The sequence below is a fragment of the Massilia antarctica genome (assembly GCF_015689335.1).
In the GTDB taxonomy this organism is placed as follows: domain Bacteria; phylum Pseudomonadota; class Gammaproteobacteria; order Burkholderiales; family Burkholderiaceae_D; genus Telluria_A; species Telluria_A antarctica.
This window is the reverse complement of the sequence record NZ_CP065053.1, coordinates 7,075,523-7,097,829: the sequence shown is the minus strand read 5'-3', so window position 1 is coordinate 7,097,829 and position 22,307 is coordinate 7,075,523. Positions and strand designations below refer to the sequence as shown.

Annotated in this window: 21 protein-coding genes, 3 tRNA genes and 1 pseudogene; 16 read left to right on the top strand and 9 right to left on the bottom strand. The window is 61.3% G+C overall.

Annotated elements, in window-relative coordinates; all coding sequences use genetic code 11:
• Positions 1-66 precede the first annotated feature (66 nt).
• From hfq to hflC, 4 genes are read left to right on the top strand one after another with little or no spacing between them, the layout of a single operon-like run.
• Positions 67-303, top strand: a complete 237-nt coding sequence (gene hfq, locus IV454_RS31190; RefSeq protein ID WP_026354376.1) for an RNA chaperone Hfq — start codon at positions 67-69, stop codon at positions 301-303.
• 48 nt (positions 304-351) lie between these two features.
• Complete coding sequence (gene hflX, locus IV454_RS31185) at positions 352-1,599, top strand: GTPase HflX (protein WP_206089448.1); 1,248 nt, start codon at positions 352-354, stop codon at positions 1,597-1,599.
• A gap of 1 nt (position 1,600) precedes the next feature.
• Positions 1,601-2,854, top strand: a complete 1,254-nt coding sequence (gene hflK / locus IV454_RS31180) for an FtsH protease activity modulator HflK (RefSeq protein ID WP_206089447.1) — start codon at positions 1,601-1,603, stop codon at positions 2,852-2,854.
• On the top strand, positions 2,854-3,750 hold the full coding sequence (hflC, locus tag IV454_RS31175) for a protease modulator HflC (RefSeq protein ID WP_054263765.1): 897 nt from the start codon (positions 2,854-2,856) through the stop codon (positions 3,748-3,750). The genes hflK and hflC overlap by 1 nt, the downstream gene beginning before the upstream one ends.
• A gap of 693 nt (positions 3,751-4,443) precedes the next feature.
• Here the strand turns inward: hflC and IV454_RS31170 are convergent.
• Positions 4,444-5,619 (bottom strand): IS4 family transposase, encoded by a 1,176-nt coding sequence (locus IV454_RS31170; RefSeq protein ID WP_206089446.1) that lies wholly within the window; start codon positions 5,617-5,619, stop codon positions 4,444-4,446.
• A gap of 309 nt (positions 5,620-5,928) precedes the next feature.
• On the opposite strand from IV454_RS31170, the gene IV454_RS31165 reads away from it, so the two are divergent.
• Genes IV454_RS31165 through IV454_RS31155 form a run of 3 tightly spaced genes read left to right on the top strand, consistent with a single transcriptional unit; the run spans position 5,929 to position 8,989 of the window.
• A complete protein-coding gene (locus IV454_RS31165; protein WP_206089445.1) occupies positions 5,929-7,089 on the top strand; it encodes an ATP phosphoribosyltransferase regulatory subunit in 1,161 nt (386 codons plus the stop codon).
• 5 nt (positions 7,090-7,094) lie between these two features.
• On the top strand, positions 7,095-8,408 hold the full coding sequence (locus IV454_RS31160; protein ID WP_054263763.1) for an adenylosuccinate synthase: 1,314 nt from the start codon (positions 7,095-7,097) through the stop codon (positions 8,406-8,408).
• A gap of 35 nt (positions 8,409-8,443) precedes the next feature.
• The gene (locus IV454_RS31155; RefSeq protein WP_054263762.1) at positions 8,444-8,989 is read left to right on the top strand and encodes a phosphoribosyltransferase; all 546 of its coding nucleotides are present in this window, start codon (positions 8,444-8,446) and stop codon (positions 8,987-8,989) included.
• A gap of 118 nt (positions 8,990-9,107) precedes the next feature.
• On the opposite strand, the gene IV454_RS31150 is transcribed toward IV454_RS31155, so the two are convergent.
• A complete protein-coding gene (locus IV454_RS31150; protein WP_229521952.1) occupies positions 9,108-11,441 on the bottom strand; it encodes a hypothetical protein in 2,334 nt (777 codons plus the stop codon).
• A gap of 249 nt (positions 11,442-11,690) precedes the next feature.
• Here IV454_RS31150 and IV454_RS31145 point away from each other — a divergent pair, with 249 nt between their 5' ends.
• A complete protein-coding gene (locus IV454_RS31145) occupies positions 11,691-12,290 on the top strand; it encodes a MarC family protein (protein WP_054263761.1) in 600 nt (199 codons plus the stop codon).
• A gap of 43 nt (positions 12,291-12,333) precedes the next feature.
• On the opposite strand, the gene uvrB is transcribed toward IV454_RS31145, so the two are convergent.
• Complete coding sequence (gene uvrB / locus IV454_RS31140) at positions 12,334-14,421, bottom strand: excinuclease ABC subunit UvrB (protein ID WP_206089444.1); 2,088 nt, start codon at positions 14,419-14,421, stop codon at positions 12,334-12,336.
• A gap of 107 nt (positions 14,422-14,528) precedes the next feature.
• Between uvrB and IV454_RS31135 the strand changes: the two genes are divergently transcribed.
• A complete protein-coding gene (locus IV454_RS31135; RefSeq protein WP_206089443.1) occupies positions 14,529-15,743 on the top strand; it encodes an amino acid aminotransferase in 1,215 nt (404 codons plus the stop codon).
• Between the two features lie 115 nt (positions 15,744-15,858).
• Positions 15,859-15,934: transfer RNA gene (locus IV454_RS31130), tRNA-Asn, on the top strand.
• A 163-nt stretch (positions 15,935-16,097) separates the two neighbouring features.
• Here the strand turns inward: IV454_RS31130 and IV454_RS31125 are convergent.
• Complete coding sequence (locus IV454_RS31125; protein ID WP_206089442.1) at positions 16,098-17,132, bottom strand: M28 family metallopeptidase; 1,035 nt, start codon at positions 17,130-17,132, stop codon at positions 16,098-16,100.
• A gap of 296 nt (positions 17,133-17,428) precedes the next feature.
• Between IV454_RS31125 and IV454_RS31120 the strand changes: the two genes are divergently transcribed.
• From IV454_RS31120 to IV454_RS31105, 4 genes are all read left to right on the top strand, one after another.
• Positions 17,429-17,504 (top strand) — tRNA-Asn (locus tag IV454_RS31120).
• 189 nt (positions 17,505-17,693) lie between these two features.
• On the top strand, positions 17,694-18,305 hold the full coding sequence (locus tag IV454_RS31115) for a hypothetical protein (protein ID WP_206089441.1): 612 nt from the start codon (positions 17,694-17,696) through the stop codon (positions 18,303-18,305).
• A 34-nt stretch (positions 18,306-18,339) separates the two neighbouring features.
• Positions 18,340-18,415: transfer RNA gene (locus tag IV454_RS31110), tRNA-Asn, on the top strand.
• Between the two features lie 163 nt (positions 18,416-18,578).
• On the top strand, positions 18,579-18,920 hold the full coding sequence (locus IV454_RS31105; protein ID WP_206089440.1) for a response regulator: 342 nt from the start codon (positions 18,579-18,581) through the stop codon (positions 18,918-18,920).
• A gap of 24 nt (positions 18,921-18,944) precedes the next feature.
• Here the strand turns inward: IV454_RS31105 and IV454_RS31100 are convergent, their stop codons facing one another.
• The 3 genes from IV454_RS31100 to IV454_RS33225 form a co-directional block, all read right to left on the bottom strand.
• Positions 18,945-19,769, bottom strand: a complete 825-nt coding sequence (locus IV454_RS31100) for a caspase family protein (protein ID WP_206089439.1) — start codon at positions 19,767-19,769, stop codon at positions 18,945-18,947.
• A gap of 201 nt (positions 19,770-19,970) precedes the next feature.
• On the bottom strand, positions 19,971-20,426 hold the full coding sequence (locus IV454_RS31095) for a response regulator (protein ID WP_206089438.1): 456 nt from the start codon (positions 20,424-20,426) through the stop codon (positions 19,971-19,973).
• Between the two features lie 12 nt (positions 20,427-20,438).
• A complete protein-coding gene (locus tag IV454_RS33225) occupies positions 20,439-20,837 on the bottom strand; it encodes a sensor histidine kinase (protein ID WP_229521951.1) in 399 nt (132 codons plus the stop codon).
• Positions 20,838-20,854: 17 nt separating this feature from the next.
• On the opposite strand from IV454_RS33225, the gene IV454_RS33220 reads away from it, so the two are divergent.
• On the top strand, positions 20,855-21,091 hold the full coding sequence (locus IV454_RS33220; protein WP_229521950.1) for a hypothetical protein: 237 nt from the start codon (positions 20,855-20,857) through the stop codon (positions 21,089-21,091).
• A 5-nt stretch (positions 21,092-21,096) separates the two neighbouring features.
• On the opposite strand, the pseudogene IV454_RS33215 reads toward IV454_RS33220, so the two are convergent.
• Positions 21,097-21,213, bottom strand: a pseudogene (locus tag IV454_RS33215) (hypothetical protein); the annotation flags it as partial.
• Here IV454_RS33215 and IV454_RS33210 point away from each other — a divergent pair.
• Positions 21,179-21,388: a hypothetical protein gene (locus IV454_RS33210; RefSeq protein ID WP_229521949.1), complete on the top strand. Its 210-nt coding sequence runs from the start codon at positions 21,179-21,181 to the stop codon at positions 21,386-21,388. The pseudogene IV454_RS33215 and the gene IV454_RS33210 sit on opposite strands and share 35 nt — an antisense overlap.
• On the opposite strand, the gene IV454_RS33205 is transcribed toward IV454_RS33210, so the two are convergent.
• A complete protein-coding gene (locus IV454_RS33205) occupies positions 21,385-22,215 on the bottom strand; it encodes a phytochrome family protein (RefSeq protein ID WP_229521948.1) in 831 nt (276 codons plus the stop codon). The two genes, IV454_RS33210 and IV454_RS33205, sit on opposite strands and share 4 nt — an antisense overlap.
• Positions 22,216-22,307: the final 92 nt, after the last annotated feature.

Genomic DNA, 22,307 nt, shown 5'->3' with positions numbered 1-22,307 from the left:
TCCCGGCACTTGAAAAACCAGCGAGTCGCCTCCAATTCTTTACTACAACAACATCACGGAGCTGTTATGAGCAACAAAGGGCAACTGTTACAAGACCCATTCCTCAATGCCTTGCGCAAAGAGCATGTTCCCGTCTCGATCTACCTGGTCAACGGGATCAAACTTCAGGGCCATATCGAGTCCTTCGACCAGTACGTGGTCCTGCTGCGTAACACGGTGACCCAGATGGTCTACAAGCATGCAATCTCCACCGTTGTTCCGGCACGCGCGGTCAATCTCAATCTTGATTCCGAAGCTGAGTAAGGCCATGGGCGTCGCCACCCCGGGTCGCCTGGCCCTGCAGGGAGGCCTATGCGCGCAGCACTAGTCGGCATCGATTTCGGCACTGGCGACTTCAACGCGAGCGTGGAAGAGCTGTCCTTGCTCGCCCGTTCGGCAGGCGCCGACCCGATCACCACCATCACCGCCAAGCGTTCCAGTCCGGACGCTGCCTACTTCGTCGGCAGCGGCAAGGCCGACGAAATCGGCCTGGCCTGCGTGGACCAGAACATCGAGATCGTGATTTTCAATCACGCCCTGTCTCCGGCCCAGCAGCGCAATCTGGAAAAACGCCTGAATATCCGCGTCCTCGACCGCACCAGCCTGATCCTCGACATCTTCGCGCAGCGCGCCAAGAGTCACGAGGGCAAGCTGCAGGTCGAACTGGCGCAGCTGCAGCATCTGGCCACGCGCCTGATCCGCGGCTGGACTCACCTGGAACGGCAAAAGGGCGGTATCGGCCTGCGCGGTCCGGGTGAAACCCAGCTCGAGACCGACCGCCGCCTGATCGGCGAGCGGGTCAAGGCCTTGCGCGCGCGCCTGGCCAAGCTGCGCAAGCAGCATGAAACCCAGCGCCGTTCGCGCGGCCGCAGCCATACTTTTTCGGTCTCGCTGGTCGGCTACACCAATGCCGGCAAGTCGACCCTGTTCAACGCCCTGACCAAGGCCGGCGTGTACGTCGCCAACCAGTTGTTCGCCACCCTGGACACCACGTCCCGCCGCGTCTACCTGGGCGAAGAAGTGGGCAACGTGGTCATGTCCGACACGGTCGGTTTCGTGCGCGAACTGCCGCACCAGCTGGTGGCGGCCTTCCGCGCGACCCTGGAAGAAACCATCCACGCCGACTTGCTGCTGCACGTCGTCGACGGCGCCAGCCCGGTGCGCATGGAACAGATCGAACAGGTCAACCTGGTGCTCAAGGAAATCGGCGCCGATCATATTCCGCAAATCCTGGTGTGGAACAAGATCGATGCCGCCGGCCTGGAGCCCGCGGTGGAGCGCGATGAAGCGGGCAATATTGCCCGCGTGTTCATCAGCGCCCACACCGGCGCCGGCCTCGACATGCTGCGCGAAGCCGTGGTCGAAGCGGCCAGGGCCGCGCCGGCGCGCAGCCACCTTTTTGAAGAGCAGGACGATGCCGAACCGGATGACGCGCCCGATGGCGACGACGCAGACGATGCGTCCGACCCCGACGATGCTGATGACGCAGACGATGCGGACAATGCTCAGGACGCGCAACCGGCCGAAATTCTAACCTCCACCATTGTCGGACCTCGATAGCATGCTTGCTTCACTACTCAAACGCGTCGGCATCCGGCCGCCGCCCACTGTCCTGCTGCAGGACAGCAAACGTCCCGGCGACGGCCCGCCCGATCTCGATCAGATGTGGCGCGACTTCAACCAGCGCCTGAACCGCCTGTTCGGTCCCAAGGGACCGGGCGGGGGCGATGCGGGCGGCGGCGGCTACCGTCCCGACATGAAGGGCGCCAGCGCCACGGTCGGCGCGGCGGCGGCGGTGGTGGCCTTCATCTGGCTCGCCAGCGGCGTGTTCAGCGTGCTCGAAGGTCAGGTCGGCATCGTCTCGACCTTCGGCAAATACGCGCGCACCACCGGTCCGGGCCTGAACTGGCGCATGCCGTATCCGTTCCAGACCCACGAAAAAGTCAACGTCTCGAACCTGCGCACGGTCGAAATCGGCACCAGCGGCACCGCGCGCGCCAAGAATCCGCAAGAAGCGCTGATGCTCACCGATGACGAAAACATCATCGAGATCCAGTTCGCGGTGCAGTACACGCTCAAGGATCCGAAAGCCTGGCTGTTCAATAATGTCGACACCGACGACACCGTGCGCATGGTCGCCGAAACCTCGATGCGCGAAATCGTCGGCAAGAGCAAGATGGACTTCGTGCTGTACGAGGGCCGCGAAAAGGTCGCCCTCGACACCCAGATCCTGATGCAGAAGATCATCGACCGCTACGCCCTGGGCGCGCAGATCAACAACGTGACCATGCAGGTGGTGCAGCCGCCGGAGCAGGTGCAGGGCGCCTTCGACGATGCCGTCAAGGCTGGCCAGGACCGCGAACGCGCCAAGAACGAAGGCCAGGCGTATGCCAACGACGTGGTGCCGCGCGCGCGCGGCAACGCCTTCCGCCTGATGCAGGAAGCAGAAGCCTACCGCTCGATGGTCACCGAAAACGCCACCGGTAACGCGGCCCGCTTCGGGCAAGTGATGGCCGAGTACCAGAAGGCGCCTGGTGTCACGCGCGACCGCATGTACCTCGACACCATGCAGCAGATTTTCACCAGTGCCAGCAAGGTCATGGTGGACGCCAAGTCCGGCAGCAACCTGCTGTATCTGCCGCTCGACAAACTGATTGCGCAAACTGCCGCCAACGACGCCGCCATCGGCGCCAAGTCCGGGCCGGTGCAGGCCGCGCCAGTGCCGCTGCCGGCCGAGGTGCTGCAGCCGCTCGAACAGGTGCGCCAGCGCGACAACCGCAGCCGCGAATCCTCACGTGATCGGGAGATCCGCTAATGAACCGTTTAGTATCCATTCTGGTCGCCGGCTTCCTCGCGCTGATGCTGCTGTCCTCGACCGTGTTCGTGGTCGACCAGCGCACCTTCGCGGTGGTGTTCGCGTTCGGCGAAATCAAGGAAGTGATCAGCGAGCCTGGTCTGCACTTCAAGCTGCCGCCGCCGCTGCAAAACGTGATCTACCTCGACAAGCGCGTGCTCACGCTCGACACGCCCAATGCCGACCGCTTCATCACGTCGGAGAAGAAGAACATCCTGGTCGACACCTTCGTCAAATGGCGCATCATCGATCCGCGCCTGTACTACATCAGCTTCAGCGGCAGCGAGAAAAGCGCGCGCGGCCGGATGGACCAGATCGTCAAGGCGGCGCTGAACGATGAAATCACCAAGCGCACGGTGCGCGATGTGATTTCCGGGCAGCGCGGCAGCGTGATGGAAGCGATTCATCGCAAGGTCGAAGCCGAGGCCAAGCAGATCGGCGTGCAGATCGTGGACGTGCGCTTGAAGCGCGTGGACTATGTGGAGCAGATCAATGCCTCGGTGTACGACCGCATGAAGGCTGAGCGCCTGCGCGTGGCCAACGAATTGCGCTCGACCGGTTCGGCCGAATCGGAAAAGATCCGGGCCGATGCCGACCGCCAGCGCACCGTGCTGCTGGCCGAAGCGTTCCGCGACGCCGAGAAGATCAAGGGTGACGGCGACGCCAAGGCATCGCAGATTTACGCCGAAGCATTCGGCAAGAACCCGGAGTTCTACAAGTTCTATCGTTCCCTGGAAGCCTACCGCGCGACCTTCAAGAACCATGGCGACGTGATGGTGCTCGATTCGAATTCGGAGTTCTTCAAGTATTTCCGTAGTCCGGGCGGGGCGTCGGCACCTGCCGCCGCCAAGAAGTAAGCGGGGCGGTTGGACGGAAAATGGGCGGGTCTGCGTTGCAGGCCCGCCCATTTTCTTTGGTTTGTCGCTCGCGCCACTAACCCCGCGTCGTTCCCGCGCAGGTCCCAGTTTCTATGAAACTCCTCAAATCTCTTGGAACTGTGCAAAGTGCGAGGGCGCTTCCAAATGGCGCTAACCTAAGCTCCGTCATTCCTGCCATTGGCAGAAATGACTTCCCGCGCAGGTCCCAGTTTCTATGAAACTCCTCAAATCTCTTGGAACTGTGCAAAGTGCGAGGGCGCTTCCAAATGGCGCTAACCTAAGCTCCGTCATTCCCGCGCAGGCGGGAATCCATAGCACATTCGTATATCGACGGTGCTATGGGGGAAACGCATGCGTTTCCGCCTGCGCGGGAGCGACGGTTTCGAGGTTTGTAGTCGCAAAGCTGCTCAAATTAGCGGCAAAGACTAGTTCCTGGAGAGGCGGGAATCCATAGCACATTCGTATATCGACGGTGCTATGGGGGAAACGCATGCGTTTCCGCCTGCGCGGGAGCGACGGTTTCGAGGTTTGTAGTCGCAAAGCTGCTCAAATTAGCGGCAAAGACTAGTTCCTGGAGAGGCGGGAACCCAAGTATTTGGAATAACCAACTGAGCACGAAACTTAGGTTCCCGCCTGCGCGCACTGTCGTCCGGAATAATTTTCTTGACGCGCTCACGAGAAGAGGCATCCTTGAATTTCTGCGAATTCGTGCGCCGCTTGTCGTCGTCGGCGATCATGTAAATCTTCGGTGTCCGTACGTTGAAATAGGGTTGCGCGGACGAAGCAAAGGCAATCCCACAGGGTCCGTTTCACACGGTTGGACTCGTTGAACAGTGCAACCAACAAATAACTGATGAGAGCGGTAAGTATCTGAATCCGGACCGCGTTTTCAGATCGTCCGAGGAACTGCTTGATCTTGAGGTGCTGCTTGATCCATTTGAAGAACAGCTCGATTGCCCAGCGCTTTTTGTAGTGCTGGGCAATTTCCATGGCACTACTGTCGAAGTCGTTAGTAGCCAGAACGATGGGCGTATCTTTGTTCGGCCGCGCCACGATGACACGGCGCAAAGGCTTCCCAAAGTAGAGATTGATCCGTTTTCCGCCGAGCCGTTTGTGCTTGAAAGTAACGATTTCGTCGCTGAGCACGATGTGCGCATCGTCAGCAGGGATGTCCGATTTCTGCAGGACGTTGACAGCGGCGTTGTTCTTGAAACGAGTAACAAAGCGCGCGTTGGCCTCGTCAATGGATTTCCACCAATTGAAATCGCAAGAGCCCTTGTCAAATACATAGAGCGCGTTCGCTTCGAGCGGTACGTCAACTGCCCGTTCAACGTCATTGACGTTGGGGTGGCTAATGTCGTGCCAGACAGGGATTGCATCATGGGCATCATACAAAACGTGCAGCTTCAAGCCTTGCGTATTGCGAGTGCTATTCTCGGGCGTCCACCTCTCAAACTCCCGTCCCTTCAACGTCAACGAGGTGGAGTCAAGCAAATACATCAGATCATTGCTTTGCTGGCGCAGCTTACGCGACACCTTCCCCATCAACCAGGCAGCGGTATCACTAAACACCGTGTCAGATCGATTCTCATTGGCGTCAGCCAAGGTGGAGCGCTTGATCGCTGACGTACCAAGATGGTAGTGATGCGCGACATGACTGTTGAAGCCAGTCTCCAGTGGTCGCAACCCCTTCGCCTCACTGATCTGCGCGTAGAGCATGGCAATGAGATGATCCCAATGCCCGAACTTCTTGCAATATTTGTCGGCATTGTGCCGTTCGACTAGTTGAGCGAAGGTTCCTCGCGGGAGCCCCTTCATTAAACGCTGAAAAGTAGTTATGCTGAACATGTTGCAGGTTTGGTTTTTAAGTTGGCAAACAGAGGTTAACCCTCGTAAACCAATACCTGCAACCCTTTTAACGTTGTCAACCCACTTTATTCCGGACAGCAGTGCGCCTGCGCGGGAACGACGGTGCTTGCTGTGCCGGGAACGAGGGTGTAGTGGCGGGAACAACTTATACGTAACAAGCCCACAACTCCCTCCCGCACATTTGTTGGCTCCCTTAAACCATTTTCCTGTAAAATCGCTGATTCGGCGCTACATTTAGCACGACCGTGCGCGCCATATTGTCCGATTTTTAACTATCTCCCGTTGCCCATGCCGAACTGGCTCCTGCCTGAAAATATCGCCGACGTCCTGCCGTCCGAAGCGCGCAAGACCGAAGAACTGCGCCGCCTGATGCTCGATAACTTCCGTTCCTACGGTTACGAGCTGGTCATGCCGCCGCTGCTCGAATACGTCGAGTCGCTGCTGACCGGCGCCGGCCAGGACACCGAACTGCGCAGCTTCAAGCTGGTCGATCCGATGTCGGGCCGCATGCTCGGCCTGCGCGCCGACATGACCACCCAGGTCGCGCGCATCGATGCCCATCTGCTCAACCGCGATTCCGTGACCCGCCTGTGCTACGCCGGCAGCGTGCTGCATACCCGCCCGAGCGGCTTGCACGCCACCCGCGAACCCTTGCAGATCGGCGCCGAAATCTACGGCCACGCCGGCCTGGAAGCGGACGCCGAAGTGCAGGAACTGGCGCTCGCTTCGCTGGCCCTGGCCGGTTTCGGCGCCGACCAAGTGCGCCTCGACCTGTCGCACGTGGGCGTGCTGCGCGCGCTGCTGGCCGACGACGGCGCGGCGCAAAAAGATGAAGCAGCCCTGTACACCCTGCTGCGCGCCAAGGATACCCCGGGCCTGGCGGCGATCAGCGCATCGTACGCACCGGCCACCCGCGCCGCGCTGCTGGCCTTGCCCGGCCTGTACGGCGACATCGATGTGCTCGCGCGTGCGCGCGACGTCTTGCCGGCGCTGCCCGGCATCACGCGCGCGCTGGCCGAACTGGCCGCGCTGGCCGGATCGGCCCTGGGGCGCGCCGACGTGGCGATCGACCTGGCCGACCTGCGCGGCTACCAATACGAAAGCGGCGCGATGTTCGCGCTGTACGTGCCCGGCCTGCCGAATGCGGTGGCGCGCGGCGGACGCTACGACCATGTGGGTGAAGCATTCGGCCGGGCCAGGCCCGCGACCGGCTTTTCGCTCGACTTGCGCGAACTGGCGCGGCTGTTGCCGACCGCCGAGCGCAAACATGCGATCCGGGCTCCGTGGGGCAATGCCCCCGAGCTGCGTGAAAAAATCGCTCAACTGCGCAAAGCAGGCGAGGTCGTGATCCAGAGTTTGCCGGGTCACGACAATGAGCAGGACGAGTTCGAGTGCGATCGCGTACTCGTCCTCGAAAACAGTAACTGGATTCTCAAAAACTTAGGCTAAGTGTGATGTCAAAGAAAAACGTGGCAAAGAACGTCGTTGTCATCGGCACCCAGTGGGGCGATGAAGGCAAGGGCAAGATCGTCGATTGGCTGACCGATAACGCGCAGGGCGTGGTTCGCTTCCAGGGTGGCCATAATGCCGGCCATACCCTGGTCATCAAGGGTCAGAAGACCGCCTTGCAGCTGATCCCGTCGGGCATCATGCGCGAAGGCGTGGCCTGCTATATCGGCAATGGCGTGGTGGTGTCGGTTCCCGACGTCATGCGCGAAATCGACAAGCTCCAGGCCATCGGCGTGGAAGTGGTGTCGCGCCTGAAGATTTCCGAGGCGTGCCCCGCGATCCTGCCGTACCACGTCGCTATCGACGTGGCGCGTGAAGTGGCGCGCGGCGTCAACAAGATCGGCACCACCGGCAAGGGCATCGGCCCGGCCTATGAAGACAAAGTGGCGCGCCGCGCGATCCGTATCGCCGACATGCTCAACGAAGAGCGCTTCGCCGAAAAACTGCGCGAAAACCTCGACTACCATAACTTCGTGCTGACCAATTACCTGAAAGCCGATCCGGTCGACTTCCAGAAAACCTTCGACGATGCGATGGCCCTGGTGCCGCGCCTCAAACCGATGGTCGGCGACGTCTCCTCGCAGCTGTACGCCGCGCACAAGGCCGGCGGCAACCTGCTGTTCGAAGGCGCCCAGGGCTCGCTGCTCGACGTCGACCATGGCACTTATCCGTACGTGACCTCGTCGAACTGCGTGGCCGGCAATGCCGCCGCCGGCGCTGGTGTCGGTCCGAACATGCTGCACTACATCCTGGGCATCACCAAGGCCTACACCACGCGCGTCGGCTCCGGCCCGTTCCCGTCGGAGTTGCCGACGGATGCAGGCGTGGGCCACCACCTGTCGTCGGTTGGTCATGAATTCGGTACCGTCACCGGCCGTGCGCGCCGCTGCGGCTGGTTCGATGCCGCGCTGCTGCGCCGCTCGGTCCAGATCAATGGCGTCTCGGGCATGTGCCTGACCAAGCTCGATGTGCTCGACGGCCTGGAAACGCTCAAGCTGTGCACCGGCTACAAGGTCGATGGCCGCGATGTCGACATCTTCCCGGTCGGCGCGGAAGATGCGGCGCGCTGCGTGCCCGTGTATGAAGAGATGCCGGGCTGGAAAGAAAGCACCGTCGGCGCCAAGTCGCTGGCCGAGCTGCCCGCCACCGCGCGCGCTTACATCAAGCGCATCGAAGAACTGGTCGGCGTGCCGGTCGATATGGTGTCCACCGGTCCCGACCGCGTCGAGACCATCGTCCTGCGCCATCCGTTCGAATAATCAGAAAATAATCAGAACAAGAGTAAGGAACCATCATGACCACCCCTCCATCGACCGACAATGACCTCTGGGTGTCGTGGGACGAGTACAACCGCCTGATCGAGCGCCTGGCGCTCAAGGTCTACGAATCGGGCTGGAAATTCGACCAGGTATTGTGCCTGGCGCGCGGCGGCGTGCGTCCGGGCGACGTGTTCTCGCGCATTTTCGACGTGCCCTTGGCGATCCTGTCGACCAGCTCCTACCGCGAAGAAGCGGGCACGGTGCGCGGTGACCTCGATATCGCCAAGTACATGACGATGACCAAAGGCCCGCTGGCCGGCAAGATCCTGCTGGTCGACGACCTGGCCGATTCGGGTGTCACGCTCGATAAAGTCACGCGTCACCTGAGCGAGAATTTCACCGGCGTGACTGAAGTCAAATCGGCGGTGATCTGGGTCAAGGGCACGTCCTCGATCCGTCCGGATTACTTCCTGGAAGACTTGCCGCACAATCCGTGGATCCACCAGCCGTTCGAAGATTACGACGGCTTGCGTCCGCACCAGTTGTCGGCGTGGATGAAGAAGTTCGACAAGCCGGCATAAGTTCGCCGCGCAGTAAAAAAGCTCCCGCGAGGGAGCTTTTTTTTTGGGGCCGGATCAGCACCTTTCCAGCGCCGCCCCCGCGCAGGCGCGCAGGCGGCAAGGCCGCTTGTGTCCGTCGTTAGCGCGGCACGATGGCGAACTGCGGCCGCTGGGTATAGTCCGGCTTGACCGACCGCTTGGCGAACACGTCCCACGCCGCGCGTGCGTTCGGGATGCCGGTGCCCGCCGCCATCGCCAGCGCCGGCTGCATATTCGACGGGAAGCCTTCCGCCGAACTTGCATAGCCCGTCATCTCGCCAGCCAGCCATGGCATGCGATTCGATTTATTGTCTTTGTCGAGCTGGGTGCGCCAGTCGGCCTGCAACTGGCTGCCGCACGGCTGGTCGATGTAGCGTTTGCCGGTACTGTTGACCAGGTCGGTGTTGTTCGCCCCGCGGAAGGTCGCTTGCCAGGCCTGGCCAAACGTCGTGAAGTAGGGCGAGGTTTCGGTGGCGCGCACCGACAGGGCGTACACCGCGGCGTCCACCCAGCAATAGCCTGGTGCCGTCATGCGGCCGACCGGGAAGCGTGCTTTCCAGTCGAGCAGGGGCTTGACTTTGGTGAAGCCGAGCTCGTACGCCTGGCCCACGCTGGCCGTGAAGAAATCGTCCTGCCATGGCGCCATGCCGGTTTTCGGTCCGCCCGGGCCGGGGTAGGCCACCGCCGCAAAGCCGCTGTTGTCGATGAAGCCCAACTGGTTGCTGTTGGCGGTCACGAAGGTGGCGGTGTACCAGTCCACGTTATTGTCGATGATCTTGCTGAAGTAAGCCTTCATAGGATGATCGTCCGGCGCGATGTAGGCCGCTTGCGTCAGTGAACGCAAGGCCCACGCCTGTCCGCGCACCTGGTGGCTCTTGACCAGGCCGGTGGCGAACTTGCGGTAGCCGGGGTTCTGGTTGATCAGGTTCCAGTTGGCCCAGAAGTTCAGCTCGTCCAGGTGGTAGGTGTCGCCCGTGACCAGGTAGGGCAGGTAGGAGAACGATGGATGGTGCGCCGTGTCGGGCGTGTACGGGGTGGCGCACTGGCCGACCGTGGTACAGGCCGGCAAGTCTTCCCACTTGCCGGTGGTGCGGTTATAGCTGTCGCTGCTGATGCGGATATCGCGCACGTACGGGTAGTCGGCGATGGACACCGGCTGGCCGGTATTGCGGTCGCGGTAGTGCATCGGCCAGCTGCCGCTCAGGTCGCTCAAGCCGACGGTGACTTCCTTGGCGCGCTCGTCCATGCTGAGCAGGTACATCGCACCCCACGCATGGTTCAGTCCGATGTCGGGGCGTCCGCCCGTGGCCGGCATGTACTTGTCGACCATCGCCATGCCCATCGGGCCCGGCTTGGCCGCGTCCCAGCTGGCTTTCATGGCCGTCAGCGCGGCCGGCGCGATGGTCAGGCTGCGGTCATAGTTCGGTACCGCCTGCGAGGCGATCAGGTAGGCGATATCGTGCTTGATGTGGACCGCCGGTTCCAGGCCGGGCCAGAACACCTTGCGCCAGCGTGCGTGGTGATAGTGGTTGAGGGCCGCAATGTTGTAGATGCTTTTGCCATTGATCAGCACTTCGGCGTCGTAGGTGACGTTCTTCGGATCGGGCTCGTAGGCCCAGTTGTTCTCGATCGTGACGTCGACCCGTACCTTGCCGTTGACGCCGCTGTACGAGCGGATGGCGAAGCGCGCGCTCAGGTGCGGGTGGTTGACTCCGGCCGCGGACTTGAACGGCGCCGACACCTGCCACTCATTGACCATCGGGCCGGACAGCCAGGTCTGGTATGCGGTGCTCTGCAACAGTTGCGCCGCCGAAGCCGCGTACAGCTGGCCGGCCACGGTCAGCTTGACGGTCGAGTCGAAGCCGCTGGCCAGCAAGGAGCCCGGCCCGGTGGCGCCGGCCGGCGCTGGCGCGGCGGCAGCGTTCAGGGCCAGCGTACCGTTCTGGCCCGCTGCCATCAGCGGCAAGACCGCGGTGATGACCGCGTGGCGCACCGATCCGTCCGCATGCCTGGCCTTGATGTTGACCTGCAGGGGCAACTGGGCACCGGCATACACACCCACCAGGCCGCTTGCCGCAGGGAAGGCGCCCGGCGCGAAGACTTGCCCGAAGGTGAGCGGGACATTGTATTGCGGGAAGGTAGACTTGTTAATCAGCTGCAAAGTCGTCAGGGTGCTGCCGATCGGTGCCGGCAGCCCCAGAGGCGGGGCCGGGGTCAGCGGATTGGCGGGCTTGAGCGAGAGCAGGGCGCTGCTTCCTGCCTGCGTGCCGGTATCGCCTGCAAGAGCGGTGGTCGGCGCGGTGAGCGACGCGGCGGGAGCCACTGCCGACACATGGTCCGGCGCGTTGCCGCCGCCGCCGCAAGCGGCAAGCAGGACAGCGCCGAGGCTGGCCACGCCGGTCCTTGTGTAGCGGTGATATTGAAAAATAGACAAGATGAATCTCCTTTAAGTGTTTTATTTTAGGCAACATTATGCTGCTGTGTTTGAAATGTCAACACGAAATAAATCTGAGGAAGCGGCAAACCGGGGAGGGTGGCGGCCGATGTTAGCGCGCACATTTCACCCGTTTCATGGGAGTGCTGTTCAAGATCGCGCGATGCGCGCGCGGCCATCTGGCTGTCTGATTTTCACCACGAAGCCGGCGCGCTGGTACAGGTGCCGTGCGGCAAGTTATCATGTGGGATGACGCAAACTTTTATCCAAACCTTCATCCTGCTGATCCTGGTCACCGACCCGTTCGGCAACGTACCGCTGTTTGTCAGCGCCATGGCCGGCGTGGCGCCCGAGCGGCGCTGGAAAGTCGTGGTGCGCGAGTGCCTGATCGCCTTCATCGTGCTGCTGCTGTTCATGTTCTTCGGCCGCCACCTGCTGGCCGCCATGCAGCTGTCCGAAATCTCGCTGCGCATCGGCGGCAGCGTGATCCTGTTCCTGATCGCCATGCGCATGGTCTTTCCCCAGCCGGGCGGCATGTTCGGCGATGCGGAAAAGGGTGGGGAACCGTTCATCGTGCCGCTGGCCATTCCGGCCATTGCCGGTCCCTCGGCGCTGGCCACGGTGCTGCTGTTTTCGTCGGATACGACGGTCGAAGTGGTCGTTCACGTCGGCGCGCTGGTGGCCGTGGCGCTGGTCTGGCTCGCGGTTTTTCTCAGCGCCGAGCGCCTGCAGGAAAAGCTCGGTCCGCAAGTGATGACCGCGTTCGAACGCTTGATGGGCTTGATTTTGAGCGCGATGGCCGTCGAGATGTTCCTGGCCGGGATCCGCGCGTTCATCAAATCGTTGTAGGACAGGGAGGCGGCACCGGTGACGGCGCCGCCCGGGTTGGGCGCTACTTGCCCAGGATCGACACCACGTTGTCGGTCCCCGGCGCGCCGAACGCCTGCTGCTTGAGGACATGCAGCTGGTCGCGCACCTGCGCGGCCTTCTCGAATTCGAGATTTTTCGCGTGGTCGACCATCAGCTTTTCGAGACGCTTGATCTCCTTGCCGATCTGCTTCTCGCTCATCGACTCGACCTTGGCGGTTTCCTTGGCCGCCTCCAGGGTCTCGCGCGCCTGCTGCGGGCTGTAGACGCCGTCGATCAGCTCCTTGATCTGCTTCTTGATGCCGACCGCGGTGATGCCATGCTCGATGTTGTAGGCGATCTGCTTGGCGCGCCGGCGCTCGGTCTCGCCGATCGCCTTTGCCATCGAATCGGTGATGCGGTCGGCGTACAGGATCGCCACGCCGTTCAGGTTACGCGCCGCGCGCCCGATGGTTTGAATCAGGCTGCGCTCGGAACGCAGGAAGCCTTCCTTGTCGGCGTCCAGGATCGCCACCAGCGACACTTCCGGCAAATCGAGGCCCTCGCGCAGCAGGTTGATCCCGACCAGCACATCGAAGGTGCCCAGGCGCAGGTCGCGCAGGATCTCGACCCGTTCCACCGTCTCGATATCGCTGTGCAGGTAGCGCACCTTGATGCCATGGTCGCCCAGGTACTCGGTCAGCTGCTCCGACATGCGCTTGGTGAGCGTGGTCACCAAGACCCGTTCATCCTTCTTCACGCGGTCGACGATTTCGGACATCAGGTCGTCGACCTGCGACAGCGCCGGCTTGACGATCACCAGCGGGTCCACCAGCCCGGTCGGCCGCACCACCTGTTCGACCACGTTGTCGGAATGCGTTTTCTCGTATTCGGCCGGCGTGGCCGAGACAAAAATCGTCTGGCGCAGCTTGCCCTCGAATTCCTCGAACTTGAGCGGGCGGTTGTCCAGCGCCGACGGCAGGCGGAAACCATAGTCGACCAGATTGGTCTTGCGCGAACGGTCGCCGTTGAACATGGCGTTGAGCTGACCGACCAGCACGTGCGACTCGTCGAGGAACATCAGCGCGTCTTTCGGCAGGTAGTCGACCAGGGTCGGCGGCGGGTCGCCCGGCATCGCGCCCGACAGGTGGCGCGAATAGTTCTCGATGCCCTTGGTGAAGCCGATTTCGGCCATCATTTCCAGGTCGAAGCGGGTGCGCTGTTCGAGGCGCTGCTCTTCGATCAGCTTGTTCTCCTTGCGGAAGTACTCGAGCCGCTCGCGCAGTTCGAGCTTGATGGTTTCGATCGCGCGCAGCACCGTGGAGCGCGGCGTGACGTAATGCGAACCGGGGTAGACGGTGAAGCGTGGGATCTTCTGGCGGATGCGCCCGGTGAGCGGGTCGAACAGCTGCAAGGATTCGATTTCATCGTCGAACATCTCGACCCGGATCGCCAGTTCGGCATGCTCGGCGGGGAAGATGTCGATGGTGTCGCCGCGCACGCGGAAGGTGCCGCGCCCGAAGTCGATTTCATTGCGCGTGTACTGCATCTGGATCAGGCGCGCGATGACGTCGCGCTGCGCGAGCTTGTCCTTGGCGCGCAGGGTCAGGATCATCTGGTGGTATTCGCTCGGGTTGCCGATACCGTAGATGGCCGACACGGTGGCCACGATGACCACGTCGCGCCGCTCCATCAGCGACTTGGTGCACGACAGGCGCATCTGCTCGATATGCTCGTTGATCGACGAGTCCTTTTCGATGAACAGGTCGCGCTGCGGCACGTAGGCTTCCGGCTGGTAGTAATCGTAGTAACTCACAAAGTATTCGACCGCGTTTTGCGGGAAGAATTCGCGGAACTCCGAATACAGCTGCGCGGCCAGGGTTTTGTTCGGCGCGAACACGATCGCCGGCCGGCCGGCGCGCGCGATCACATTGGCCATGGTGTAGGTTTTACCCGAGCCGGTCACGCCGAGCAGGGTCTGGAACGAGAGCCCGTCGTTGATGCCTTCGATCAGCCCTTCGATCGCGCTCGGCTGGTCGCCGGCCGGGGGGAAGGGCTGGTGCAGCTTGAACGGGGAATCGGGGAAGGTGACGACGGTCGGCGACGGGTCGTGTGCAACGGATAATTCAGCCATACGATCAGACCTTTGTTAGAATGGTGTCCCGCTTGCGGCCCAGGAAACACCCAATCAGTATATGGGTCGCTGTCTATACAACCCAGCCGACACTCAAGTTTACCACGATGACTTCAACAGCTTCCGCCACCATTTTCAGCGCCATCGACATGGCCCCGCGCGACCCGATCCTGGGCATCACCGAGGCGTTCAATGCGGACACCAATCCAGCCAAAATCAATCTGGGCGTGGGTGTCTATTATGACGACAATGGCAAAGTGCCGCTGCTCGGATGCGTACGCAAGGCCGAGGCGCTGCTGATGGAGCAACTGGCGCCGCGCACCTACCTGCCGATCGAGGGCCTCGCTGCCTACGATACGGCCGTGCAAGAGCTGGTATTTGGTGCCGGCAGCGCGATTATTCAAGACAAGCGCGCGGTCACCGTGCAAGCCATCGGCGGCACCGGCGCGCTGAAAATCGGCGCCGACTTCCTGCAGCGCTTCGCGCCGGGATCGAGCGTGTATATCAGCGATCCAAGCTGGGAAAACCACCGCGCCCTGTTCGAGAGCGCCGGTTTCACCGTCAACACTTACCGCTATTACGATGCGGCCACGCGCGGCGTCGATTTTGACGGCATGCTGGCCGACCTGAAAGCGATGCCGAAGGGCGCCATCGTGCTGCTGCACGCCTGCTGCCACAACCCGACCGGCGCCGACATCACGTCCGCCCAATGGGATGAGGTGATTGCCGCGATTGGCGCGGGCGGCTTGATTCCCTTCCTCGACATGGCTTACCAGGGCTTCGGCTCGGGCATCGCCGAAGACGGCGCCGTGGTCGGCAAGTTTGCCGCCGCCGGCGGTCCGCTGCTGATTTCGAATTCGTTCTCGAAGTCGTTCTCGCTGTACGGCGAGCGCGTGGGTGCCCTGAGTGTGGTCGGCGCCAGCGCCGAGGAAGCGGCGCGCCTGCTCTCGCAGCTCAAGCGCGTGGTGCGCACCAACTACTCGAACCCGCCGATCCACGGCGGCAAGGTCGTCGCCACCGTGCTGACCACCCCGGAACTGCGCCAGTTGTGGGAAGACGAACTGGCCGGCATGCGCGTGCGCATCAAGGAAATGCGCAACACCTTCGTGCAAAAGCTCAAGGAAAAAGCGCCGGCGCACGATTTCGAATTCGTGCGCGAGCAGGTCGGCATGTTCTCGTACTCGGGCCTGAGCAAGCAGCAAGTCGAGCGCCTGCGCGTCGAGCATTCGATCTACGCCGTCGACACCGGCCGCATCTGTGTGGCGGCCCTGAATTCGAAAAATATCGATCGCGTCATTGACGCCATCGCCAAAGTCCTTTAAGATCTTGCTTCTTCGAATTGAACGAAAGATTGATTCGAAGAAGAGCATGGTGCTGCAGCGATTACTGCCAACAACTTGATGGTCTGATCATTACAGCATATAATGTTTCTTTTATTCCCTGATAGCTCAGTTGGTAGAGCGACGGACTGTTAATCCGCAGGTCCCTGGTTCGAGTCCAGGTCGGGGAGCCAGAATACAGCAAGATCAAAAAGCCCAGCCTTCACCGCTTGGGCTTTTTTGCGTTGCTGCGCCCGGCATGGGCGCACTCCTGTGGGGGCAAGTCCCGCCGCGCGCCGACCCCAGCAGCCCAAGCTGCACCAGTTAGGCTTTCTATCGCATGTTGGCGCCCGGCGTTCAGGGTTTGATATGCGCCCTGGGATCCTGATCCACCTTCCACAGGAAATCGAAAATGGTCTTGGTGACGATGGCGGCCGGGGCGAAGCGCACGTTTTCCCACGTGTCGGTGGTCTTGTGATAATGCTCAATCCCCTCCGCCTTGCCAAACACCCGGTTGTTGATACCGATTTTGCCGAAAGGGCCGGCATCATACGAGAAAGTTGCCTCTTTCTGCGGCGGATATTCGTGCGAATACTCGTCGCTATCGTCATTGATGCCGTTGTATACCTCGTCAAACCACGTGTTGGCGTAGCGGCTTAACTGGGCTGGCGTAAAGCTGCTCCATTTGTCATACCCCTGGCCGATCATGTCGATGGAAATCATCAGCACGATGTTTTCATTAGGGAAATCCGGCAACGGATGGGCGACGTGATGCATCGAGCCCATTTCATGCTGCTCTTCCGCGCCGTACGCGATAAACATCAAGGTGCGCTTGTTTCCCCCTTTGTGTTGCATAAACAGGCGCGCCAGTTCCATGACCGAGGCCAAGCCTGACAAGTCGTCATTGGCGCCGGGATAATGCACACCGTCGGGAGTCTGGCCCAGGTGGTCGCGGTGGGCGCTGATGATAATGATTTCGTCGGACAATTCCGGATCGTTGCCAGGGATGATGCCGATCACATTGCTGGTGGCCATGCGTTCACCCAGCAAGGGATTTTCCGGATTGCCATGGCTTTCGCCGTCCGGCTCGACGATCGTCGTGGTGAATGGCTGTACATAGTCTTGCGTGCCGGCAGGAGACAGCCCGATGGCTTTGAACTCGTTGACGATCACATTGAGCGACTGACGATCTCCGGCAGTGCCCGGGAGGCGGCCGGCGTACTTCGGACTGGCCAGTTCTTTGACCAGGTCGCTCATTCGGCGGGCGCTGACGGCGGGATTGTTGATGGCGGTGTTGGCGTTCGCCGCGACCTCGCCGGCGCCCGCGTCAAGGACCGCGAGCAGGCTGGCGGTCAGTAGGCACAGGACGGTCCGTCCTGACGTTGATTTCATAAAAAACCTTTCTGCTTACCGGGTATGGAATGGGCTGGAATATTATCATAATAAAAAATTAACTATGCATTTAAATCAATGTTGATCGAGGGTATGTAAGGTGGCGGCGTCGCAGGAGGGGGCAGTTAGCGCGGGCACTTCAGCGGTTGGGGTTTTTGCGTGTGGAGACGTCAATCTCACCGACATGCGCGGTTCAGGTGGGCGGGAATCTTGCAACGCGCGCCGCTGCGGGCTTGACCCGGAGCGCACGCAATACTGGACAGCCTTTGGTTTGCCCGCTATAATGCGGCCTCTTTTCCCTGATAGCTCAGTTGGTAGAGCGACGGACTGTTAATCCGCAGGTCCCTGGTTCGAGTCCAGGTCGGGGAGCCAGAATACCGAAAGGCCACGTTGAACAACGTGGCCTTTTTTGTAACTGATTCGGCTTTGCACTGTTTGTTACCTATAAACAACGTCTGGAAGTCATCTTCCTTGCTTAATTGCAATCCTGACCAGTATCATACTGCCTGGTAAATACGCAGCACTCCCGCGCGTTATCCCATCCTTACACCTAAAAATACCATGAAAAAAATTGCACTCGTGATCGCTGTTGCGATCGCATCCCTGAGCTCGGCCCAGGCACAAAACGCGCCAGTATCAGGCAAGCCATTGCATTTCGTTGTCGGCACCGGCCTGACCTTCGGTGGCGACAAGCTGGCCACCGCTAAATACACCAACGGCGGCAAGATCAACGTGCGCGCCGGCGGCATGGTTGCCTTCGTTGGCGGCATCGACTATCGCATCAATCAACAGTTCTCTGTCCAGAGCACCGTGGGTTTCCACTTCGACCAGGCCGATGCCAACAATGGCAACGTCAACTTCCGCCGTTACCCGATCGAACTGCTGGGCTACTTCCACCCGACCGACAAATTCCGCTTCGGCGGCGGCGTGCGTTATGTCGCCGGCCCTAAGCTGAGCGGTAGCGGCTACGGCTCCGGCATCGGCACCGATTTCGATAACACCGTCGGCGCCGTGGTCGAAGGCGAGTACTTCTTCAGCCAGAATGTGGGCCTCAAACTGCGCTTTGTGAAAGAAGAATACAAGGACAGCGAGAGCTATATGTATCGTGGCTCCCTGCGCAACGACAAGGTCAAAGGCGACCACGTCGGCATTTTCGGTAATTTCTACTTCTAAATTTCGCCCGGGGCCTATATAATACGGCCTCTTTTCCCTGATAGCTCAGTTGGTAGAGCGACGGACTGTTAATCCGCAGGTCCCTGGTTCGAGTCCAGGTCGGGGAGCCAGAATTTGAAAGGGCCTGCAAGCAATTGCAGGCCCTTTTTCAATTGCCCTTCCGTTTTGATCGGCGTGGCATTTTCGCACGCTCTCTTCCCGTATTAGCCGGCCTCAAACCTTGTGCGACTACGCAGCGCATAATCGGCCTTCGAGTTATTGTGGGAGCTGAACATGGACGTGGCGCGCAATCGCCATAGTGGCGAACTGGTCGAGGCGGAAGAGTTATGGAACAGGGACATCGTCGATTCGGGCGCCCGCATCGACCTGGTGTTTTCGGACGTGATCACGCCGGGGAAATTGAGCAGCCTCGAATTGAGCGACGTGGTGCGCACCAAGCTGCCGTCGGCGCAGCTGCTGTTTACGTCGGGCTATGCCGAAGGCGTGCTGGCGCATGAAGGCAAGCTCGATGCCAAGGTCAATCTGCCGCAAAAACCGTACAACGCCGATGTGCTCAGCGCGCGCATCCGCCACTTGCTCAGGCGCCGCAAGCCGGCCGGCGCGACGTCGCACTGAGCGCGGCCGGCCAGGCCCGGGCAGCTAGCCGATCGTGAACGGCTTTTGAGCGGCGAAGGCCAGGTCGACATGGCCTACCTGGCTCAACTCCGGCGACTGATCCGGCGGAAGCTTGTTCGCAATCGCCGTCTTGAAGCGCGCGTAGCCGCCGACGAATTTCCCGCCATTCCACACGGATTTCAACGCGCCGGTAAATGCGCCATTGAACGGGCCATCTTGCGACAGCTGGTTATCCTGGCAGCCGGAAATGAGCAGCACCGATGCGCCGACCCGTTTTTTTGCGTTGGCGATATCGGCCGACTTGAGGATCGGATCGTAGAATTCGCGATTGTTCAAATAGACCCTGGAAGCGACATCCATCGGCATCGCTTTCGGTGTCGACGGCAGCCCCCGTTGATGCGACCAGGCCGCATACAGCATGACCTTGTTCACCGTGCCGCTGTGGCAGCTGTCGGAGAACTGCAGGATGCGAACACCAGGTGAAAATTGGGCCCAGAGCGCATACAGTTCGTCATCCGTCATTTGCCCGTCAAACAGACACCAGGTTTCGTCAAGGCCATCCGATTCATCGCCATTGAGGTCGGGCAGCTGACCGCCGTGGCCCGAGTAACTGATCATGAAAATGTCGCCCGCGACGAGCGACTTCGCCGCGGCGAGGATGTCGGCCGTCACCGCTTTGCGGGTCGCCCGGGCGGTGAGCAGGGTGTTGGCCTGGAATCCGCTTGCGCGTCCGATTGCCTGCATGTCGATCGCGTCCGCCTCGCAAGCGTGGAGCGGTCCGCTCCAGCCTTGATAGTGGACAGGATCGACGCCATTCAGGCCGATGGCCACGGCGATGCCTTTTGTCATGTTGGTCTCCTTCAGGTGATGTTAAAGAACTGCGTGACCTTCCCGATCCCCGGACAAGATGGCTGCGTGTCGACAGGTCGATGTCGATACGTTCGGGGTAAGCCCATCTACAATAGAACAAATAAATATGGAAATAATCACACATTGTCACGATTGAACGATGACAGGGCGAGCTTGATACGGCAGCGCCGGCGCCGCTCGCTAGTGCGGCTTGACGTAGCGGTAGGAACCCGGCGGCGGCTCGTTGAGCACCGCCCAGAAAATCCCCAGGTCGGCAATCGCCCGCACGAATTGCTCGAAGTCCACCGGCTTGACCACATACGCATTGACCCCCAGCTCATAACTGCGCAGCAGGTCCTGCTCTTCCTTGGAAGACGTAAGCATCACTACCGGAATGCTTTTCAACTGCGGCGTGCTGCGGATTTCCTTGAGCACTTCCAGGCCATCGACTTTCGGCAGCTTCAGGTCGAGCAGCACCACGGTCGGATTGCCGACCTGGCGCGCCGCGTGACCGGCGCGGCACATCAGGTAATCGAGCGCCTCGGCGCCGTCGCGCGCGATGACGACTTCATTGGCCAACTGGCTCTTTTCAAGCGCGATCAAGGTCAGTTCCAGGTCGTGCGGATTATCTTCGACCAGAAGGATGGGCTTTAACATGTCTTACGTACCTTACATATGGCGTTCTTTGGGGATGCTGAAGTAAAACGTGGCGCCTTCGCCCGGCACGCCACTGGCCCAGACCCGCCCGCCGTGGCGCTCGATGATGCGGCGCACGTTGGCCAGGCCGATGCCGGTGCCCTTGAAGTCTTCCATGCGGTGCAAACGCTGGAACACGCCGAACAGCTTGTGCACGTAGTCCATGTTGAAACCGGCGCCATTGTCGCCGATCGACAGCACCCATTCGGGCCCGTCGTCGCTGGCGCGGATGGTGATCAGGGCGCGCTGTTTCTGGCAGGTGAACTTGAGCGCGTTCGACAGCAGGTTGTACAGCGCCAGCTGCAGGAAGGTGGGGTCGGCCTGCATCGCGGGCAGCGGGCCGATGTCCCAGTCGACCTGGCGCTGGCCCACGTCGAGCGTGCTTGTCGATGCAGGAGCGTACCAGCTCGCCCATCTGGACCAGGGTCGGGCGCAGGGCGGCGCGGCCCATCTGCGAAAAACTGAGCAGGTCGTCGACCAGCTTGCCGGCCAGGCGCGCCGAATCCTTGATGTTGCGCAGGAAGCGCTGGCGCTTTTCCGGGTTCTCGCTGGCCGACGGTTCCAGCAGCAGGTCGAGCCAGCCGACCAGTGCGCGAATCGCCTCTTCGTCCGGGGTGTCGCCGTAGGTCAGCAGGCGCTCGTCGAACACGATGGCGGCGCCGCCAGCGCGCGCGAACTGCAGCAGGGCCGGAAATACGCTCGAGAGGTTATCGATGAAGTCCGAACCCCGGGTCAGCCCGGCCAGCATCGACACCATGATGCGGCGCACGTCGAGCCGGAACTGCGGCTCGTTGGCGTCCTCGCGCGACTCGATGCACATGGCCAGCATCTGGCCCAGCTGCTCGCAGGCGGTGCGCTTGTCGAAGGCCAGCGCGCAGGGCGTGGCGTGGTGGCAGGAGATCAGTCCCCACAGCCGGCCCTAGACCATCAGCGACACCGACATCGAGGCCAGGGTGCCCATGTTGCGCATGTACTGCAGGTGGATCGGCGAGACGCTGCGCAAGGCCGCGAACGACAGGTCGTTGGCGGCCCCGGTGACGGGATTGATGGGCGGGAGCAGGCGCGCCGGCGTGTAGTTGGCATCCTGGATCAGGCGGATGCGGTTAAGCATGTACAGCTCGCGCGCCTGGGGCGGGATGTCGGACGCCGGAAAGCGCTGCCCCGGATAGGACGGGTAAGCGTCGTCGCGGCATTCGGCCAGCACATGGCCGTGGCCTTCCTCGTCGAACTGGTACACCATGACCCGGCCAAAGCCGGTGACACGGCGGATTTCGCGCGCCGCCAGTTCGCACATGGCCGGCGCCGCGGCGCTGTCGCCGACCTTGAGCAAAAAGTCGCCGACCTGGCGGTGCAGGTGGCGCAAGTCGGCCGCCGAAGCGCGTTCGACGGCCTCGAATTCGACGATCAGCAAGCCATCGTAGCAGTGCGCCAGCACGTCGAAATGGCGCGCCGGTCCGATCCCCAGGGTGCACAGATAGAGCGGGCGCTGGCCGATGTCGGCGGCGTCGATCTCGGGCCGCAGCTGCAGGCTGGCCTGCTCGCCGATCACCCGTTCGAGCGGCTGGCCGATGGCGCGCGCGGCGTCGGCCCCGATCATCTGTTCCAGATTGTCGCTGGCCTGCAGCACGTCCAGGGTGGGCGAGAGCGCCAGCAGGAAGCCGTGCGGCTGGATACTGCCTGGCGTGCGGATCGGTTCCTTGTCGCAGCTCGACAAGTCCAGTTCGGAATGTTCAGGATTGGCCTGGCTCATGGAAGCTTCCTGGCACGGGACGGGGCGCCATATCTCTGAAGATTTAATTTTACTGCATGCGTCGTGGTGTGCCACGTACGCCACGATGTATG